Source organism: Dyadobacter ginsengisoli DSM 21015 (assembly GCF_059568735.1).
Map to the genome: position 1 here is coordinate 263411 of NZ_JCANTY010000001.1, position 19597 is coordinate 283007.

The following is a 19597-nucleotide window of genomic DNA, read 5'->3' on the forward strand; positions in this document are numbered from 1 at the left end:
GGGGGCGAATCGAAGGAGCCCGGAAGACCTTCGGATTATGGACCCGTTATTTCAATTTTCAGCGGTCGCTGAACACTACCTTGTTATTTTCACGGCTTACCGAAAGATCCAGGACTTCTGCAACGGATTGGAGGAATTCGTCGATGTTTGTCCCTTTAAAAGAGCCCATCAGACGCCTGCCGGCGATTGCCCGGTTGCTGAAAGTTACTTCCAGGCCGTACGTTTCATGCAGCTGATAGGCCATTTCTTCCAAGGTGGTTTCATCGAACACAAACCGTTTGTTTTCCCATTCCGAATAGCTCTCGGGCGCTTCGGTACGCGTGATCTCCATCGGTTTGTCTTTTCTGAGTTTGACGACATCCCCGGGTTTCATAATGAGCTCCCTGGCGTCTGTGTTTTCCTCGTAGGTAAGCTTCACTTTGCCGTTGGTCAGCACCACTTTTGAACCAAACTGCCTGGCCGACATGGTGAATTCCGTACCCAGAACCTCCACCGTGAAGTGCTCGGGTGTGCTGATAATGAACTTCTGGTGGTTTTTGAGATGCCTTACATGGAAACTGGCGTCACCTTTCAGAAAGACCTCCCTTTGGGTTTTTCCAAAGCTCCACCGGGGGATTTTCAGCAGCGAGTTTGCATTGAGCTTCACGCTGCTGCCGTCGGGTAGCTCAAACCGCTGGATTTCCCCGTATGCCGTTTGATACGAAGTGTATTGAATATCGTTACGGTTGTACCAGGCAAGTCCAAACGCAATTGCAACTACGGCAGCAATTTTCCCGGCGTGTTTTTTTATCCAGTTCCCGAATTGATTGCCGACAAATTCCTGATTTTCAGGTTCGGATTCTTCATAACTGTCGACGATCGAAAAAAAACGTTCTAGTTCGGCTTCGCTTTGCGCATTGTATTGCAGATGACTGCGTTCCCACTCTTCCAGCCATTGGTAGTAAAGCTCTTCATTGTCCGTGTCGGCCAGCCAGTTCTCGATCGCTGTACGCTGTAACGGGGAGGTTTTGTTTGCAAAATGATCGAATATGACCGCCTTGCTGATCGTTGGTTCCATATCAAATCCAATGTTCTTTTAGACCCTGACGCATCGATATCAGCGCGCGGCTGATGTGCACCTCAACTGTTTTGATCGAAATCCCTAGCTCGTCCGCGATTTCCTGGTACTTCTTGCCTTCAAAACGGCTCAGAAGAAAGATTTTGCGGCATTGCGGGGGGAGGCTGTGCACGATCCTTTCGACGCGTTGCAGCACTTCTTCGTATTGTGTGATCATATCCGGCCAATGTCCGCTGCCCGACATCTGGTACTCGGCGGCTTCCAGCTGTTCCATGGGCTGAAATTCGAGCCGGATATAATTGTAGGCCTCATTCCTGACGGAACGGAAGAGATAAAAACGGTAGGAGGTGTTGATGCTCTCGTAAGCCCTGGATTTCCATAGCTTGCAAAAAACGTCGCTTACAATGTCCTGGGCTACCGCTTCCGAATATACGAATCGTGCGGCGTGACTGCACAAAACTTTGTGATAACGTGTGAACAACAATTCAAAACCATGTCTGGCGCTCCTGTCGAAACCGTTACGGATAACCCATTCGGAGTCCGGCGGCCCGTCCGCTACCGGCATGGTCGATCCGAGGTTCCGTAACGGACCTGTCTCGCCGCCGCTTCCGGATGTCTGGGGTAATGGATCGTCATTCATATGGAATCGGACAATTTATTCTTTGAATCGGTCAACTAAATAACAAGACAACTTTTAGAAAATACCCCCTTAGTGTCGTCCGTTTTTTTTCCGATTTTTTTATGGCCGGAAATAGGAACCTTGTCCGGGTTGTAGATTTTGTTCCTGCAACGCTCGGCGTCGCAGGAACAAAATCTTGGCTGAATGCATTGCTTCGCTTAGTTTTCAGCGAGTTCAGCACCGACCAGTTCGTAAACCGCGCTGACATAGTGGTCATAGGCAATGAACACATCCGGTTTGACCATGAATTCGCGGGCGCCCAGGTTTCGGCACTTATCCCGGGTGGCCGGAATGGAGGATGTGGAGGTTGCGATCACCCTGATCTCGGGGTGCCCGCTCTTTACTTCCGATATGATGTCATAGCCGTTTTTTCCAGGCATATTCAAATCAGTGATAATCAGTTGTGGCAACTGAGCCGGACTATTTTCGAGCCATTGCAGGAGCTGGTCGCCATTCCCGAATTGGCCCACGATCTCAAAATTGCCAAAGGCTTCAAAAGCTTCAATCATAAAGAAGCGCTCGTCATCATCATTTTCGACTACGGCCAGTTTAATCATGTTCGTAACGGTTATATTGTGGCAGGTTTATTCGCTGGTAATGTGATATGAAAACTGGCACCCTGTCCCGGTCGTGATTCGGCCCATATTTTTCCGCTATGTCGCTCAACGACCTTCTTGCAGATTGCCAGTCCAACGCCGGTGCCGGGATATTGGCCGGGAAAATGAAGCCTTCTGAAAACCCCAAATATCTTTTCCAGGTGCTCTTCCGGAATCCCGATACCGTTGTCGGTCACCACAATTGTTACAATGCCATTCTCGGAAGATGAGTGCACGGTCACCTCTGGTTTCTGCTCATCCGTAAACTTCAGGGCGTTACTTAAGAGATTCTGAAACAGCTGGACCAGTTGCACCCGGTCACCGAGCAGCTCAACGGAACCGATGTCCAGACTTATTCCGGCCCCGCTTTTTTGGATAGCTTCTTCCAGGTTTTGCTGTGCTTCCATTACGATGTCCGCCATGTTGAGTTCTTCACGATTTAAATCTGTTTTGCTGATCTGTGAGTAATGCAACAGGTTGTCGATAAGGTCCTGCATTCGTTGGGCGCCCTGGATACTTTTCGCTACGCTTTTGTCGAGCAGCTCATATTTTTTTTGTTGAATGTGTTGATTTATAAGATGTAAAAAGCTTTTGACAGTCCTCACCGGCTCTTTCAGGTCGTGGGAAACGATGGTTGTGAATTGTTCGAGCTCCCGGTTAGCAGCCGATAACTGCCTGTTGGTCGTCCATAGCTCCTGCACGAGCTGCCGGTATTTGTTCGAGCTTTCCTGAAGGCTTTGCTCCGCCAATTTCCGCTCGGTGAGGTCCCGGGTCACTTTTGAGAATCCGGTCAGCCGGTGTTCTGTATCATAAACTGCCGTGATGACGATATTGGCCCAGAACCGGGTGCCATCCTTTCTCAATCGCCACCCTTCTTCTTCGTATTTGCCCGTGGTCCGGGCGATCCGCAACTCGCGGGAGGGCTTGCCATCCACGATGTCTTCCTGGGGATAGAAAATAGAAAAGTACTTACCGATCACATCCTCAGCATTATAACCCTTGATCCGCCTGGCGCCTTCATTCCAGCTAATGATCCTTCCCTTCGTATCCAGCATGAAAATACCATAATCTCCCACCTGTTCCACCAATGACCGGTACCGGGCCTCGCTTTGCCGTAGCGAGTCTTCATTTTGCACACGGTCGGTCAAGTCCCTTGTTACTTTGGAATATCCGATGAATTTATTCTGATCGTTGAACAGGGCCGTCAATACAACGCTCGCCCAAAACAGCGAGCCGCCCTTTTTGACACGCCAGCCTTCTTCGCGATAAGCGCCGGTTTGCTTGGCAATTTCCAGCTCCCGCTCCGGTTTATGATCAAGCAGGTCACTGGTTGTGTAAAACATCGAGAAATGTCTTCCCAATACCTCACTTTCGGCATATCCCTGAATCACTCCGCCGCCGTCATTCCAGGTCAGGATATGGCCATGCGGATCGAGCATGAAAATAGAGTAATCCTTTACCGCCTCGACCATCAGACGATAGCGTTCTTCACTTTTAAGCAGTGCGGATTCAACTTGCTTTTTTTCGGAAATATCCCGCAGCACAACGCAAAAGCCGCAATGCCCTCCTGCATCAAAAATGGGTGCATAGGATGTTTCCGACCAATATTTGTTGCCATCCTTCCTCATTTTCCAACCTTCCACCACCACCTTCTTTTTTTGCAGGGCCTGGTCAAGTTCGTATTGGTACTTGATCACATCGCGATCATCATTCCCCAATTTGTGAAAGGGCTCATTTCGGATTTCGTCCTCCTGATAGCCGGTAATAGAACTGGCAGCCGGGTTACAGGATAGGATTTTGCCAGTTGGATCAAGTACAAAAACACCTTCATTCAGGTGCCGCAATATAATATCATTCGTGATGGGCATAGTGGCCATTCAGCTTTAATATGAAAGTCGCAAGAACACAAATAAATGCTTGCTGCAAATACTGTTCCTGCGGTGATTCAGTCATTGTGGTTTCTTTCTCATAGGAAGTGGGAATTACTACCCGACCCATTTTTTAGCTATGGTCATGATTAACCCAGGCGCCACACTTCCTGATGAGTGCCAGCTTATCCTTCATTGCTCAGATGTCATCAACAAACTTTTCAAGTGTGCGCAGGTTATCGAGTGCTGCGCCCATAGTGTTATTGAAATAAACATAAACCGCCTTCCCCGAATCCAGCCACCCCGAAATGTAACCTGCGTATTCATATAACAAGCCCAGGTCATAGCTGCCTTTGTAATTTCCCTCTGGGCCATGGAAACGCAGATAGATATGTTCGGCGTCCAGATCGGGCTGGGGAGATTCGCTGCCTGATTTATCGTGATAAACCATCGCCGCATGATAAGCATTGAGCAGTGCATAAGTTTGCCGCGTGTACCAGGAGGAGGTTGGGAATTCAACAGCGACAGGCCAGTTGTCCTTATTTGCCGCTTGCAAGGCTGACAACAATAATTCGACCTTTTCAGACAACAGCGGTTTTACGAAGGCGGGAAATTGAACCAGGATACATCCCACTTTTTGTCCGGCGCCTGCAATTACCTCAAAGTATTTTTGGATGTCGGCCTCGTCGAAGCGGAGCGCCTGGCTATGGGTGATTTGTTTCCAGAGCTTGAAAGTGAACCGGAAATCGCTGCCCACAGACCCAGCCCATTGGCTGACGGTAGCTGGCCTGGGTAGTTTATAAAAAATAGAGTTGATTTCAATTGAATTGAAAAGAGTCCCGTAAACTGCGATCCGGCTTTTACCTTCCAGTTCCGATGGATAGGCCTGCCTGTTCCTGTAAGGCAAAACCAAACCGCTCGTTCCCATGTATAGTGATCCCCGTTCAGTCATTGTCGATGCGATTTTTGTCTTCCGGAAACCCGTCAGCAAAAATCCGGCCTGCTTGCATTTTCATGAAGCTGATCAGGTCACTGACGAAAACGAATATGCTCCTGCAATCCTATACCCCGCTTCGTAACTGAAAATAAATCCGTCGCGGCCGGCAGCGTTTTTGTTGACGTGTGGTGTCCATGCTAAAACGAAAAATATAAGGGATTTTAACCTGCCGGAAAATTACCGCAGGTGGCCAAAGCCATTAAAATTTATCCGAGAAAGGGTCTTCAAATATATGGCAGCCCTACAATTGAAAGTAACCGTTCCGCTTAATAAGGATATTTAAATTTATTAAATAAAATTTCTATTTTAAGCAGCGTCAACATGTTATTGGGCCGGGCCAATAACACACCGGGCTACCGATAACTCATGAAGATCCTTGCCATCCACAACATTCTCTGGTCCCATTACAAGGCAAGGATTTTTGTGGGTCTACACCAAAAACTGCAAAAGCAACAGATAGAATTCTACGTCCTGCAACTTGCGTATAGCGAGCGTAGCCGGCTGGCGCTGAAGGCCGACCTGACCGTCCATACCTATCCGCATAAGGTGCTTTTTCCGGCCAAGGCGATAGAAGATATCCGGACCCACGAAAAAATTAGCGGCCTTTTATCACAAATCATCCGGTACCAGCCTGATATCCTTTACCTGAACGGCTATTACGATCCATCTTACTGGGTAGTGCTTGCATACTGTAAGCTCAAAGGCATTCGGATCGTACTTGACTTTGAAAGCAATGAAATCAGCCGTAGCAGGATTTGGTGGAAGGAGTATATGAAGATCTTCTTTCTCCGGCAATGCGATGGCCTGGCCTGCCTTGGCAGCAAGGCAGCCGAGTATGCGATGAAACTGAAAGTAACGCCTTCCAAAATCCTCACCACCAAAAATGTGGGTGTAGACAACGATGCGCTCTCTGCTATCTACGCCACGGAGTTTCCGCTACGTGAACGGCGGAAGACCGAACTGGGATTGCCCAGGTATAACTTTCTGTACGCCGGGCGCTTTGTGGAAAGGAAAAATCTGGAAAGGCTGATCAGGGCGTTCCATCATGCAAGAAAACAGTCGGTCGAGGGAAATGAATGGGGCCTGATACTCAGCGGAGAGGGTGAAGAGAAGGAGAAGTTGCAGGCTATTGCGAACGAGTATCCTGCAGGGGCAATCACTTTTCTGGAGCCTTGTGAATGGTATGAGGTCCCGATCAGGTATACGTTGGCCGACGTCGCAGTTCTTGCCAGTACTTTTGAGCCATTTGGATTTGTAACGAATGAAGCGATGGTCTACGCAATGCCGGTTCTTGTCTCGGAGCGCTGCGGCAGCGCTCCCGACCTCGTGGTTGACGGATACAACGGCTTTCAATTCAATCCGTTTGATGAGGCCGATCTCACTCAAAAGCTGAAAAACCTGATGGAGAACACCGGGAAATTTGCCGAATGGGGTGCCAATGGAAGAAAAATAATTAATGAATGGTCGCCGGAGATCATTGAAGATAAACTTATCGATTCCCTCTTAAAAGTGTATGTTCATGAATAATTACTACGAAAAAAAAGTCCTGGTAACCGGCGGCGCCGGGTATATTGGCTCCGAGCTGGTCAAAAACCTTTTGCAGGAAGGGTTCCATGTTACCGCATTTGATAACCTTTCTTTCGGCGGCGACCCTTTACTTGGTTTTTGGGGACACCCCCGTTTTAAATTTATTAAAGGCGATTTGCTTCGCAAAAAGGACGTTAAAGAAGCCCTCGCCGGAATTAACTACGTTTGCCACCTCGCTGCCGTAGTAGGTGAGCCGCCATGCCGTAAATACCCACAAAAGGCATTAAAAGTAAACTGGGAGGCCTCTGTGCAATTGTACCAGCTTTGCAGGGCCGCCGGAATCGAGAAATTTGTATTTGCTTCCACGTGCAGCAACTATGGAAAAATGGCCGATCCCGGTATGTTGCTGAACGAGAACGGAATATTAAATCCCATCTCGCTCTACGCTGAAACGAAGGTGAATTTCGAGCAATACCTCCTCGCGTTCGACGATCCGGACATTACGCGGGTGATACTCCGTTTTTCGACGGTTTACGGCGTTTCACCCAGGCTTCGTTTTGACCTGACGGTGAATGAATTTACCCGCGACGCAGCACTCAGGAAACCACTCCTGATCTATGGTGAAAATTTCTGGCGGCCCTATTGCCATGTAAGCGATCTGGCCAATTCGGTCAAAATAGCGCTGATCTCAGATCCGGAAAAGACGGCTAATCAGGCATTCAATGTGGGTGATACCAGTCAGAATTACACAAAAAAAATGTTGATGGAGGAAATCAAACAAGTGATCCCCTCCTTGCAGGTGACTTATCAGCCGGTCGTCAATGATCCGCGTGATTACAAAGTGAATTGTGACAAAATACGGGACGTATTGGGATTCAAGATCACCAAAACGGTGCCTATGGGCATTCGGGAAATCGCATCTTTGGTACAAGGTAAAGTCATCCGTAAACCTTTCGGTAAAAAATATGGGAATATCTGACATAGATGCTGATGGCCCTATACCGCTTTGCGAGCCCAATTTACCTGGCAATGAAAAACAGTACGTTGCCGATGCGATCGAGAGCAACTGGCTATCGGGCGGTAAGTACCTGAACCGCTTTGAAAAAGAGCTGGCACAGTTCACGGGTGCAACTTATGCAGTGGGCATAAGCAGCGGAACGACGGCATTACAAATATCACTGCTGCTCGCGGATGTCCGGCCGGGCGATCTGGTGATCGTTCCCGACCTCACATTTGTAGCGACAGCCAACGCCGTTAAACACACCGGTGCAGAACCGATTCTGATGGACATCGATCCCGGCACCTGGGTAATGGACCTGAATTTGCTGAAAAGGTTCCTCGAAGACAGTTGCTATATTTCAAACGGGTGTTGTTATCTGAAAGAAAATAACCGGCAGATCAGAGCGCTGGTCACCGTTCACCTGCTTGGGAATATGTGTGACATGCGGGAGCTTTTGCAGATCGGAGCAGACTATCAGCTTAAAATCATTGAAGACGCTGCATGTTCACTAGGCTCCTTCCAGTCGGGCAGGCATTCGGGCACGTTTGGTTTTACGGGGACATTGAGCTTCAATAGCAACAAGATCATTACAACTGGCGGAGGTGGCGCAATATTGACCAACGATGAAGCTGTCGCCAGGAAAGCCAGGCATTTGATAACCCAGGCCAAAAGCCATCCGGTAGAATATTTCCATGATCTAGTCGGCTACAATTTCAGGTTAGTCAATCCGCTGGCTGCTATCGGTGCGGCGCAAATGGAACTACTGGATGAGTTCATCCGTGTAAAAAAAGATATTGCCGAATATTACCGGACCAATCTGCCCGATACGGGGATCAGGTTTCAAAAGATCACGGATCACACGACTTCGAACTGCTGGCACCCTGCGCTGCTCATTCGAGGGAGCAGAGAGCTGGTTGCATTTTTGGCGGAAAGGAAAATCGAGAGCAGGCCTTTGTGGAGACCTGTTCATGAACTGCCTGCGTATCAAAACGACATTTTTATTACTGAAAACAACCACTCCGTGAAAGTATCGGAAGCTGGTATTATGCTCCCATGTTCCACCTCTGTAACACCCCGCCAGTTGGAGCGGGTTTGTAAAACGATTGCGCTCTTTTTAACTCAATAGAACTCGTTAAACGACTCAATAGGTATGGATAATGATATAATCAGCCAAAACGTATGGCCTGTCAACGTTGTAATCATGGCCGGAGGGAAGGGTACACGCCTGCAGCACTTTACAAAAAGTAAACACAAATCGCTGGTAGAGGTGGCTGGGAAGCCAATCATCCGCCACATAACGGAACACCTCAGCCGGCTCGGGGTCACGGAGCTGTATGTGTCGGTGGGGCACCTGGCGGAGCAGGTCATGGAGTACCTTGACAGCGGGAACGACATAGGCCTCTCTATCCGTTACGTCTGCGAAAGGGAGCCTATGGGCAGTATTGGAGCCATTACGCTTAAAAAAGACTGGCCATATGACTCATTTCTGGTCATCAATGGCGATATTTTTTCCGATTTCGACGTCAACTCGCTCGTCTCGTCATTTTTTTCCCAATCGGCCGATCTGGCGATTTTGACAGCCCATAACAACATAGAAATTCCATATGGCGTCCTGGATATCACTCCGGACGGCCAGGTACAGCGATTTTATGAAAAGCCTTCGTATGAATTGCGAATCAATACGGGGATTTACATTTTCAACAAAAAAGTATTCAAACTGCTACCTGAAAACCAGCCTATGGAAGGCTGGCAGCTCATTCAGTCCGCGCTGAGCGCACAATGCAAGACAATTGCCGTGCCGCTGGGCAGCAGCTATTGGATAGACATTGGAACAATAGAAACATTGGAAAAAGCGCAAACCATCGAGAACGGAAAGATCTGCCAATAAATGTAGGTGTCGCCTGCGTCAGAGACCCTGCCACAGGGAACCGCGCGACGGATTTTTTCATTGAATTGTATTAATTTACAAGAATGAAACAATTCGGGATTTAAATGGGCTTACCCGATAATCTGGCAAAAAAATACTTTACGGCCCTGATGTGGCTGTTAATTGCTATCGCCTGCTCACCTGGCGACCGGCAATTGGTCGGGATCTGGCACACAGAATTTGAAGCCATTCCCAATCTTAAAAGCGCTTTTGATTTTGAACTGCGCCAGGATTTGTTCAACAGGAAGTGGAGCGGACGGTTTGAGCTTGCCGAGGTAATGATCGCGGCGGATCTTCCCGGTGTCGAAGTTAACAACCAGGCGATCAAACTGGACCTTGGAGCCGGTGCTACATTTGATGGCCGGATATCAGAGGACAAAACGGCGATCAACGGGATATTAATGGTCCCTGGTCAGAAAGCGGATACACTCCGTTTTGAGAAAGCAGAACGATGGTCATCGCAACGACCGGCACGAACCGATTCCAATATGCAGCCGCTGAAGGCCTGGGAATACCGGCGCCCTCATTCACTGGATGATGGCTGGGAAGTCGGAACGATGAGCAAGAGTAGTCTCGGGTCGAAACCCATACAGGAATTGTTCCGGCAAATCCTCCAAGGCAAATACCATGGACTGGACGCTTTGCTTGTCGCACGAAACGGCCGGCTGGTACTTGAAGAATACTTTTATCTGGGTGGCCAGGACAGGATTCACAGCATTCAGTCGGCCACAAAAAGTGTTACGTCACTCCTAACAGGTATTGCCTCCGATCAGGGGTTGATCAAAAACCTGGATGCTCCTCTGTGGAGCTTTTTTCCGGCATATTCCGCAAAAACAACGAATGCTTCACCTACCTTGCGCCATGCCCTAACCATGTCTGCCGGGTTGGATTGGGCGGAAGACATCCCTTATACTGATCCGCGAAACGATGCCGTCAGAATGAACCAGAGCAAGGACATGTATGAATATGTGTTGTCCAAAAGTCCGGATTCAACAGACAGGCCAGGCGAAAAATTCGAGTACAACAGCGGGCTCTCGGTACTGCTCGGCGGAGTTTTACTGAAAGCTACGGGCAAGCCGGCTGACCAATACGCGCAGCAGACGCTGTTTAAAGACCTTGGAATCGGAAAGTATTCCTGGTCATCCGGAAATGGGCAGGTGCATACCGGAGGCGGGCTATTCCTGAAACCGCGTGATGTCTTGAAAATGGGCCAACTGGTGCTGGATGAGGGGAAATGGCGAGGGAAACAGGTCGTTTCTTCATCATGGATAAAGGAAAGCACGGCATTCAATCTCCCCGTCAATGCCTTTGGCCGTGATTCGGGCTATGGGTATCAGTGGTGGCGCGGAGCATTCCGGGTTGGAGAAAAGACATTTCCGGTAGTATTTGCCTCCGGCTACGGAGGGCAGATGTTGTACATAGTGCCTGACCTGAATCTGCTGGTGCTCACCCTGCATCATAACCCGTCGGATTTTAACGGCAGCCATAGCATCACCTGGGACAAGGTCGAGAAGATGATCCTTCCTGCTTTTAGTGATGCCGGGCAAGATAACTAGCGATACCATGACCCTCAAATTATTCATTTGCGCCCCCTGTAAAAGCTTCAATCTGCTGGTGATGAGCTTGTTGCTTGTCCTGTGCACCTGGGGGCAGGTATTTTCGCAATCCAGTGTTAAAATAGCGGATACGGCAGATCAGCACATTTTTGCCGGACGGGAAATTCAATACCTCGAAGACACGGAAGGTATCTACACATTGGAGCAGGTTTTGTCCCCCGCACTGAACGGGCGTTTTGTAACCGGTAAGACGAATACGCCGCAGAATTATAATCTGAAATCAACTTATTGGTTCAGGATCAGGATCCGGCATAATCCAGAAAGCAACAAAAACTGGATACTGGAATTTTTCGATCAGACGATCGATGACATTACCGCATTTTTGCCGGATGAAAACGGGAAATACAGCGTGCGGCGAATGGGCGACCAGCTACCTTTCAAAAACAGGGAGTATGCACATAAAAACTTCGAACTCAACATTCCCAACACCGCAGCATTTGACGGTACTTACTATTTCAGGGTAAAATCACACCAGACAGCAGATGCCATTATCGTTTTGAGGTCCGTAAACCGCTTTATTCAATACGCGCTCGACGAGTATTTTATTTTCGGGATATTCTATGGTATGGTGCTGGTTTTCAGCTTCTATAACCTGATGATGTACCTGGCGGTGAGGCAGGTGCAATACCTGTATTACGTCCTTTATAACCTTTGCGTTGGTCTTTTTGAGATGTGCATTGACGGCATCGCCTATCAGTATCTCTGGCCCGATGCACCGGGCTGGAACCAGTACGCTTACGGCATTGCCTTGTACGGGATCAGTATTTTCGCGCTACAGTTTACCCGGACATTGCTTTATACGCATAAAAAAGCGCCAAGACTGGATCGCTTTATCATTTTAGTGATGGCATTGCGGACACTCTTCTTTGCTATCTGTTTTATCGTTGATACCAACTGGTTCAGCTATAAATTCATAGAACTGGTTCCGCTCGCAGTGGCCTTTTATACCGGGATTTACATTTACAGGCAGGGATATTACCCGGCCCGTTTTTTTGTTTTGGGCTATACATTTCTTTCTATTGGTTTCATACATAAGTTATTACTGATGCTGCACGTCGAAGGGCTCAACTTCGGTGTCGTTACTTATTATAGTCTGAGCATTTGTTTCGTGATCGAGATGATCTTCCTGTCTTTTGCGATCGGCGATAAAGTGCGGGTACTGAAAAAGAAGAAGGATAAGGCACAGAGGCAAATCATCCATCAGATGAAGCTGAATGAGAAACTGAAAGATTCGCTGACGGTCCGGCTTGAATCGCAGGTGGAAGAACGTACAAAGGAAGTACTCGAAAAATCGGCCATTATCGAAGCGCAAAACCAGGAACTGACGGAGGTGAATGCACTTTTGCAGCAACAAAAGGAAGAAATCCTGCAAATGAACCTGCTGCTGGAAAAAGATAACGAAGTACTGCATACCAGTGTGGCGAAGGTAACGCAGGCAAGGGTGATGTCCACCGAAGTGAATTTTGAAGAATTCAGCAGGATTTATCCCGACAACGACAGCTGTTTCCGGTTTCTGGCTGGAATGAAATGGGGCAATGCCACTGAAAAGGACCACTATGAATGCCGGAAATGCGGGCACGATCATTATTTTCACGGACATAACCCGTACAGCCGGAGATGTGCCAAATGTGACTACGACGAGTCCGTCATAGCTCATACCGTTTTTCAGAACACCCGCATTCCCATCAACAAGGCATTTTATATGGTCTTTTTGATTTATACCACCAAAGGCAAAATTTCTTCCCATAAGCTCTCCGAAATCCTTTCCATCCGGCAAAGTACCTGCTGGGCTTACGCGAGCAGGATCAAAAAGGTAATGCACGACCGGCGCAAAGAAATCGCTGCATCCAAGTCGGGCGAAGGGTGGAGTTTACTGGTTTTGGACCACTCCCTGGAACCGGCCTGACTCGCAGCATCCGGCAATTTTCTTTCCTTACCTGTTCCAATTCGCGGGTCGATAACAACCTCTGGCAAATTTTTTGTACAAAAAACGGCCGGTTTGCAGGCGTATCAGTTTTGTTGCCCCCCTTCTTCAAAAAGCACTTCTCATTGCTTGTAAATCAGTTAAATCGCCCTGCTTCCATAACGGGGCTGAACCGTATCATTATGTTCGTAAGTTGCTATTTTACAGCATTTTATATAAATATTGGTGTATTGAATTTATCAAAGTATACCTAAATTTGCTGCATGGAATTGTCCTAGAAATTATTAAATAAATTACCAATAACTCATTAACAAATTATGGGAAAGAGAGTTACGATGTTCATTGCCATGATTTTCGCGGTGGCCGGCCTGGCGTACGGGCAGGATATTGTCGTGAAAGGTGTGATCAGGGATCAGCAACAGCAGACACTGCCCGGTGCAAGTGTTCTGGTGAAGGGGACGCAATCAGGGACTGTAACAGATGTAGACGGAAACTATTCGATCGGTGTGCCTAACGGGCAGGCTGTGCTGGTCGTTTCATTTATCGGTTACGGAACCCAGGAAATTACGGTCGGAAATCAAACACAGATCGATGTAACGCTTACCGCAGATCTGAGGAATCTGGATGAAGTCGTCGTAATCGGTTACGGCACACAAAAGCGTGGAGATGTCACGACGTCCATCGCTTCGGTGGATACAAAGGACATCGAAGAGCGGCCCATTTTGCAGGCAGCCCAAGCATTGCAGGGAAAAGCAGCGGGCGTGCAGGTAACGCAGCCGTCGGGTAAGCCTGGAAGCGCGTTGTCCATCCGGGTGCGCGGGGCCACTTCGGTGCAGGCGGGTAATGAGCCGCTGTACGTGATCGACGGTGTTCCCACGATGGATACACGCGACCTGAATGTGAATGATATAGAGAGTATCCAGGTATTGAAGGATGCGTCCTCGGCCGCCATTTATGGGGCGAGAGCTTCCAATGGGGTTGTGATCGTGACTACCAAAAGAGGGAAAGCGAATCAGTCTCAGGTAAGCTTCGGGGCCTATTACGGATTTTCAAACATAGCCAAGAAGATTAATGTGCTTAATCCCCAACAATATGCCGACCTGATGAATGAAATGGGCAATAATGTGACGGTGGGCAGCCAGACTACCGACTGGAACAAGGAAGTTTTCACAACGGGACATAACCAGAATTACCAGCTTTCTTTTTCCGGGGGTACCGATAAGAACAAATATTTTGTGTCCGGCGCCATCTCGAAAGATGACGGGATTATCAAGCCAGCGAGCTACAAGCGGTATTCTTTCCGTATGAACCTCGACAATCAGATCAAAAGCTGGTTCAAACTGACGACCAATATCAGCTATGCAAATGCGCGGATCAGGGATGTGAAGGACAATAATAATGCAGGCCGCAATGCGGTTGTTCTGGGCGCGTTAGGTGCTCCGCCTATCATGGGTGTTTATGCTCAGGACTCGGTAAGAGGTACCATTTTCACTACCAATCCACTCAAAGCCGGCTGGGACAATCCATTGGCCGCAATGTACGGGCCTACGCAGGCAGCGAAGGACAACCGGGTTTTTGGCAACGTGGCCGGAGACCTGACGTTGGCGAAAGGACTGGTGGCGCGTTCCAATTTCGGGATCGACTACATGAACCATTCCAACGATTATTACCTGGATCCATACCGGACCACGGAAGGGTGGGGAAGTGAGGGAAGCACCCACGGACTCGGAAACGCGACCCGAAGCAACTCGTTTACCTACCTTTGGGAGAATACCCTCAACTATGAAAAGAAATGGGAGAAGCATGATTTTTCGGTACTGGCCGGTACCACTGTTCAGAAAAATAACTGGAATAATTCGTACATGGCGGGCCGCGACTTTCCTTCCGACGGCATCGTGAAAACGATCAATGCAGCCAACGAAATTACCGATGCGTACACCGAACAGTCGGAATGGTTCCTGAATTCTTACCTGGGACGCGTGATGTACAACTTTGACAGCAAGTATCTGATCACCGCCAATTTCAGGGCGGACGGTTCGTCCAAGCTGGCAAAAGGCAATCAATGGGGCTTTTTCCCTTCAGTGTCTGCCGGATGGCGTATTTCTGCCGAGCCGTTTATGGAAGACCTGAAGTTTATCAGTGACCTGAAATTGCGCGGAGGATGGGGCCAGAACGGTAATCAGGAAGGTTTGGCGAACTATGCTTCCTATGGTCTGAACAGCTACACGCGCCGCACGCCAACAGTTCCGCCTTCGGGACCCGCCGTTACGCCGCCTACCTACGCGCCTAATCCTGACCTGAAATGGGAAACGACCACGCAGACCAATATCGGTATCGACCTGAGCATACTGCAAGGCCGTGTGACTTTTACGGCGGATGCCTACCTGAAAAAGACAAACGACCTGCTGCTGAATGTGCCGTTGCCGAACACGAGCGGCTACACCTATATGCCAAGAAACTCCGGTAAGCTGGAAAACAAAGGTCTGGAATTTGTGTTGTCGACCGTTAATTTCGACAAATCCGATTTTCAATGGACCACCGATTTCAACATCGCTTTTAACCGGAACAAGATCACGGAACTACAGCTGAGCAAGATTTATCGCTACGCGGATGTCGAAGGCCGGAGCGACCAGATCATCATTTTGCAGGAAGGCGCTTCGCTGGGTACATTCTATGGATACATCGCGGAAGGTGTAAATCCCGAAACCGGTGATATGATCTACAAAGACGTGAACGGAGACGGCACTTTCTCGCCTTCCGACCGCACCGTGCTGGGCTCTGCACAGCCGAAGTTTACGTACGGGATGAATAATAACCTGACTTATAAGAGTTTCAGTTTGTCGTTCCTATTCCAGGGTTCGCAGGGAAACAAGGCATTCAATGCTTCCAGACTGGAAACGGAGGGAATGTATGACAGCAAGAACCAGTCGACGGAAGTGTTGAGACGCTGGCAAAAGGCCGGTGATGTAACGGATATTCCGAGAGCAACCGATGGAAACGTCAACAACTCCCTGATCTCGTCCCGCTTTGTCGAAAATGCTTCCTTCCTGCGGATGAAAAGCGCTACCATATCCTATGCGCTGAACAAGGAATTTGCTAACAAAATCAAGCTGAGCAGAGCTACTATTTACCTGACGGCCCAAAACCTGTTTACCCTTACCAAATACAAAGGGTTTGACCCTGAGGTGAATGCATTTACGTCCAGCGGTGCGACCCTGGGAATCGATTACGGAACCTACCCGGTTTCCCGTGCATTTGTAGCAGGTCTCAATGTTCAGTTTTAATTCAGGAATTTTATGAAAAAGATCAATTATATAGCGCTTTTACTGGGCTCGTCGATGCTGCTGCCGGCTTGCCAGGATCAACTCGATTTACAACCAATTTCTCAAACTGTGGTGGGAGGAAGCGGTACCGGAACGGCGGGTTCTTCCATTAAGGACGCCGCGAGTGCCGAGGCAGCGCTGGCTGGCTGCTATTCCATTTTTAAAAGCGGCTCGGCGGAGTATTACGTAATGGATTACTTCATTCTGGGCGACGGGCAATCCGACAATTCCTATGCCGGTGCGGATAATGCCGCGTGGTTTGAAGTGGACGAGTTTCGGATCCTTTCGACGAATGCCGTTGCTGCAAGGGACTGGCAGTATCTGTACAACCATGTCGCGAGTGCCAATTCGATTATCGCTAATGTACCCAAAGTTACGGGTGGCGGGTTATCGGACACCCGTAAGGCGCAGATCGTCGGTGAGGCGAAGTTCATGAGGGCGCGGGCCTACTTTGACCTGGTCCGGATTTACGGAGACGTTCCCCTGGTGGTGGATGAATTGCCGACCATTACTTCTTCCAATGTTGAGGAAATTTATGGCAAGCTTTATCCGGCGAGAAGTTCGGCCGAGGAGGTTTATGCGCAGATTATCAAAGATCTGGACGAAGCTGTGCCGGTTGTTCCGAAGTCGGGACCGGACAAGATGACCGTGACGCCCGGAGCTGTGCATACATTACTGGCAAAAGTCTACGCCACCAAAAAGGATTGGGAAAAGGTGAAAACGAATGCGGATAAGGTGATCGCGCTCGGTTATACATTGCTGCCCAGCTTCGAGGATCTGTGGGATGGTAAGCATGAAAACAGTGCCGAGGCTATTTTTGAACTGAATTTTGAAGACTGGTCGACGGGCGGAAACTGGGGTTCTTCGATGTTTTACGGTACCGACTGGAAGAAGTTCAATACGCCTTCCAATGATCTTTTGAAGGCATACGATGATGAAAAAGACGTGGTGCGCAAAGCATCGACTATTTTTACAGCCAATGTAACCGGCAAATGGTCGGATAAATACTGGGCGTTGACGCAATTTCCATTCGCCTATAAAATGCGCAACACCGACGCATCCCAGAACATTGTGATGTATCGTCTGGCGGATGTGTTGCTTTTGAAAGCCGAAGCTTTGAACGAAACCGGCGATCTGGGCGGTGCGCGCACATTGGTGAATCAGATCAGGACGCGCGCAAAACTCGCTGCGACTACTGCCGCTGACCAGGCTGCGATGCGATTGGCGATTGAAAAAGAACGCCGGCTGGAGCTTGCATTTGAAGGCCAGCGCTGGTATGATCTGTCTCGGACCGGTAGGGTAATCCCGGTAATGGAAGCGGTGAAGGATGGTTCGGGTAACAGCTTGAAGTATAATCTCACTGAAACCAAATTACTATGGCCGATACCACAGGGAGAGATCGATAAAAACGCCAATCTGATACAGAACAAAGGTTATTGAGGGAGCGAACCAGGTCATGCCGGAAGGGGGGCGGTGTATTGAGACGCCCGTTTTCGGCATGACTTTCATTTTAAATCAAATCCATGAAAAAATTTCTGATAGCGACTGTCGCCTGTTTGACGGTCGCGCTAAGCAGCTGTTCCGGAAAATCGTCGGATACCGATAACCCGCTGCCCACCGACACCACCGCCACAAACAAGGTTGCGGTTTGGGTTACGAACGGCCAGCAGAGCAAGCTGCTCAAAGGTGAAAGCGCGCTTTCCATTGTGAAAACCGGCTCGGTGACGCCGGCCGCGAACCTGATCAATATCGATTTTTCAACAAAACTGCAAGAAATAGAAGGCTACGGCGCGGCTATGACGGGCTCGTCGGCATACCTCATCAACAAAAAGCTGAATGCTTCCCAGCGTGCTGAGTTGCTTAAAGATCTTTTTGACCCGCAAAACGGGATTGGAATGAGCTATTTACGCATTACCATGGGAGCCTCGGATTTTTCTTTGGAGGATTTCACTTACAATGACTTACCTGCCGGACAAACAGACCCGACTTTAAGCAAGTTTTCTGTTTCAAAAGATCAGGCAGACCTGATACCGGTTTTGAAATCGGTTGTCGGCTTGCAGCCGGCGATCAGGATTATGGCTACGCCGTGGTCGGCACCGGCCTGGATGAAGACGAGCGGAAAGCTGGCAGGCGGTAGTCTCAAACCGGAATGGTATGGTGTTTACGCGAACTATTTTGTGAAATATCTCGATGCCTACAAGAGGGAGGGCATTGCGATCGATGCGATTTCCGTACAAAATGAGCCGTTACATGAAGCAGCTTACCCGTCCATGGGTATGGATTCGGCAGCGCAGGGGAATTTTATCAAAAATCACCTCGGCCCGCTTTTTCAGGTGAACGGGACCAAAACGGAGATCCTCCTCTACGATCACAACTGGGACCGACCCGGATACCCGGTCTCGATTTTGAACGACCCGAAAGCCAGTCAGTACGTGGCCGGTTCGGCCTTTCACGCTTACGGTGGAAATGTTTCGGCAATGAGTGAAGTGCATCAGAAATTTCCGGAAAAGGGTCTTTATTTTACAGAAATATCCGGAGGACGCTGGGCGATCAATTTCTCGGACAACCTGAAATGGAATATGTCCAATATCTTCATCGGAACGGCGAACAACTGGTCGAAAAATGCGCTGTTATGGAACATCGCGCTGGACGAAAACGACGGCCCGAAAAGCAAGGGTTGTGACAATTGCCGGGGCGTGGTGACTATTGCCTCCGACGGCAGCATTGCAAAGAATGTGGAGTATTACACCATTGCGCATATGTCGAAATTTGTGCGTCCGGGAGCTTTCCGGGTGCAATCTGATAAATTCAGCGCTTCCAGTCAGCTGGAACATGTGGCATTTATTAATGGCGATGGTTCAAAAGTACTGGTGGTGTTGAATCAAGGTGCTGATAACAAGAAATTCACCGTGACAGTTGGTGAGGATCAGTTTAGTTACACGATTGATCCAAATGCGGTGGCAACGCTGGTTTGGAAGTGAAAGGGCGAGGCGATTGAACTGGATGATTTTTTGAACAGTGGAAGAAGGCTTAGCAAACAAGATCAAAGATCCGATTGTAAAAGATTGGATAATTAATAGCCA

At 48.8% G+C, this 19597-nt stretch carries 14 protein-coding genes; 9 read left to right on the forward strand and 5 right to left on the reverse strand.

Annotation, left to right across the window (positions count from 1 at the left end; all coding sequences use genetic code 11):
* Positions 1-58: 58 nt before the first annotated feature.
* From BP71_RS00850 to BP71_RS00870, 5 genes are all read right to left on the reverse strand, one after another.
* Positions 59-1057 carry a FecR family protein gene (locus tag BP71_RS00850; RefSeq protein ID WP_496375601.1) on the reverse strand — a complete coding sequence of 333 codons (999 nt, stop codon included), beginning with the start codon at positions 1055-1057 and terminating at the stop codon, positions 59-61.
* A 1-nt stretch (position 1058) separates the two neighbouring features.
* On the reverse strand, positions 1059-1697 hold the full coding sequence (locus BP71_RS00855) for an RNA polymerase sigma-70 factor (protein ID WP_496375603.1): 639 nt from the start codon (positions 1695-1697) through the stop codon (positions 1059-1061).
* Positions 1698-1894: 197 nt separating this feature from the next.
* Positions 1895-2293 carry a response regulator gene (locus tag BP71_RS00860; protein WP_496375605.1) on the reverse strand — a complete coding sequence of 133 codons (399 nt, stop codon included), beginning with the start codon at positions 2291-2293 and terminating at the stop codon, positions 1895-1897.
* An 11-nt stretch (positions 2294-2304) separates the two neighbouring features.
* Positions 2305-4200, reverse strand: coding sequence for a sensor histidine kinase (locus BP71_RS00865; protein WP_496375607.1), 1896 nt, complete (start codon positions 4198-4200; stop codon positions 2305-2307).
* Positions 4201-4399: 199 nt separating this feature from the next.
* Positions 4400-5152, reverse strand: a complete 753-nt coding sequence (locus tag BP71_RS00870) for a DUF72 domain-containing protein (RefSeq protein ID WP_496375609.1) — start codon at positions 5150-5152, stop codon at positions 4400-4402.
* Positions 5153-5563: 411 nt separating this feature from the next.
* Between BP71_RS00870 and BP71_RS00875 the strand changes: the two genes are divergently transcribed.
* The 9 genes from BP71_RS00875 to BP71_RS00915 all read left to right on the forward strand — a co-directional run bounded on the left by BP71_RS00875 (position 5564) and on the right by BP71_RS00915 (position 19495).
* Positions 5564-6724 carry a glycosyltransferase family 4 protein gene (locus tag BP71_RS00875; protein ID WP_496375611.1) on the forward strand — a complete coding sequence of 387 codons (1161 nt, stop codon included), beginning with the start codon at positions 5564-5566 and terminating at the stop codon, positions 6722-6724.
* Positions 6717-7703: an NAD-dependent epimerase/dehydratase family protein gene (locus BP71_RS00880; protein WP_496375613.1), complete on the forward strand. Its 987-nt coding sequence runs from the start codon at positions 6717-6719 to the stop codon at positions 7701-7703. Before BP71_RS00875 ends, BP71_RS00880 begins: the two co-directional genes overlap by 8 nt.
* Entirely contained in the window at positions 7690-8850 is a 1161-nt protein-coding gene (locus tag BP71_RS00885) for a LegC family aminotransferase (protein WP_496375615.1), read from the forward strand. Before BP71_RS00880 ends, BP71_RS00885 begins: the two co-directional genes overlap by 14 nt.
* 24 nt (positions 8851-8874) lie before the next feature.
* Positions 8875-9612 (forward strand): nucleotidyltransferase family protein, encoded by a 738-nt coding sequence (locus tag BP71_RS00890; protein WP_496375617.1) that lies wholly within the window; start codon positions 8875-8877, stop codon positions 9610-9612.
* A 104-nt stretch (positions 9613-9716) separates the two neighbouring features.
* Positions 9717-11207 carry a serine hydrolase domain-containing protein gene (locus tag BP71_RS00895; protein WP_496375619.1) on the forward strand — a complete coding sequence of 497 codons (1491 nt, stop codon included), beginning with the start codon at positions 9717-9719 and terminating at the stop codon, positions 11205-11207.
* Positions 11208-11214: 7 nt separating this feature from the next.
* Positions 11215-13173: a 7TM diverse intracellular signaling domain-containing protein gene (locus tag BP71_RS00900; protein ID WP_496375621.1), complete on the forward strand. Its 1959-nt coding sequence runs from the start codon at positions 11215-11217 to the stop codon at positions 13171-13173.
* A gap of 335 nt (positions 13174-13508) precedes the next feature.
* The gene (locus BP71_RS00905) at positions 13509-16475 is read left to right on the forward strand and encodes a SusC/RagA family TonB-linked outer membrane protein (protein ID WP_496375623.1); all 2967 of its coding nucleotides are present in this window, start codon (positions 13509-13511) and stop codon (positions 16473-16475) included.
* A gap of 12 nt (positions 16476-16487) precedes the next feature.
* Entirely contained in the window at positions 16488-17954 is a 1467-nt protein-coding gene (locus BP71_RS00910) for a RagB/SusD family nutrient uptake outer membrane protein (RefSeq protein ID WP_496375625.1), read from the forward strand.
* 83 nt (positions 17955-18037) lie between these two features.
* Positions 18038-19495, forward strand: a complete 1458-nt coding sequence (locus BP71_RS00915) for a glycoside hydrolase family 30 protein (RefSeq protein WP_496375627.1) — start codon at positions 18038-18040, stop codon at positions 19493-19495.
* Positions 19496-19597: the final 102 nt, after the last annotated feature.

Excerpts from the sequence above, each read along its gene's own strand:
- BP71_RS00885 (WP_496375615.1), top strand. The coding sequence starts at position 7,690 with ATGGGAATATCTGACATAGATGCTGATGGCCCTATACCGCTTTGCGAG.
- BP71_RS00880 (WP_496375613.1), top strand. The coding sequence starts at position 6,717 with ATGAATAATTACTACGAAAAAAAAGTCCTGGTAACCGGCGGCGCCGGG.
- BP71_RS00895 (WP_496375619.1), top strand. The coding sequence starts at position 9,717 with ATGGGCTTACCCGATAATCTGGCAAAAAAATACTTTACGGCCCTGATG.
- BP71_RS00915 (WP_496375627.1), top strand. The coding sequence starts at position 18,038 with ATGAAAAAATTTCTGATAGCGACTGTCGCCTGTTTGACGGTCGCGCTA.
- BP71_RS00900 (WP_496375621.1), top strand. The coding sequence starts at position 11,215 with ATGACCCTCAAATTATTCATTTGCGCCCCCTGTAAAAGCTTCAATCTG.
- BP71_RS00865 (WP_496375607.1), bottom strand. The coding sequence starts at position 4,200 with ATGCCCATCACGAATGATATTATATTGCGGCACCTGAATGAAGGTGTT.
- BP71_RS00855 (WP_496375603.1), bottom strand. The coding sequence starts at position 1,697 with ATGAATGACGATCCATTACCCCAGACATCCGGAAGCGGCGGCGAGACA.
- BP71_RS00875 (WP_496375611.1), top strand. The coding sequence starts at position 5,564 with ATGAAGATCCTTGCCATCCACAACATTCTCTGGTCCCATTACAAGGCA.
- BP71_RS00870 (WP_496375609.1), bottom strand. The coding sequence starts at position 5,152 with ATGACTGAACGGGGATCACTATACATGGGAACGAGCGGTTTGGTTTTG.
- BP71_RS00905 (WP_496375623.1), top strand. The coding sequence starts at position 13,509 with ATGGGAAAGAGAGTTACGATGTTCATTGCCATGATTTTCGCGGTGGCC.
- BP71_RS00910 (WP_496375625.1), top strand. The coding sequence starts at position 16,488 with ATGAAAAAGATCAATTATATAGCGCTTTTACTGGGCTCGTCGATGCTG.
- BP71_RS00890 (WP_496375617.1), top strand. The coding sequence starts at position 8,875 with ATGGATAATGATATAATCAGCCAAAACGTATGGCCTGTCAACGTTGTA.
- BP71_RS00850 (WP_496375601.1), bottom strand. The coding sequence starts at position 1,057 with ATGGAACCAACGATCAGCAAGGCGGTCATATTCGATCATTTTGCAAAC.
- BP71_RS00860 (WP_496375605.1), bottom strand. The coding sequence starts at position 2,293 with ATGATTAAACTGGCCGTAGTCGAAAATGATGATGACGAGCGCTTCTTT.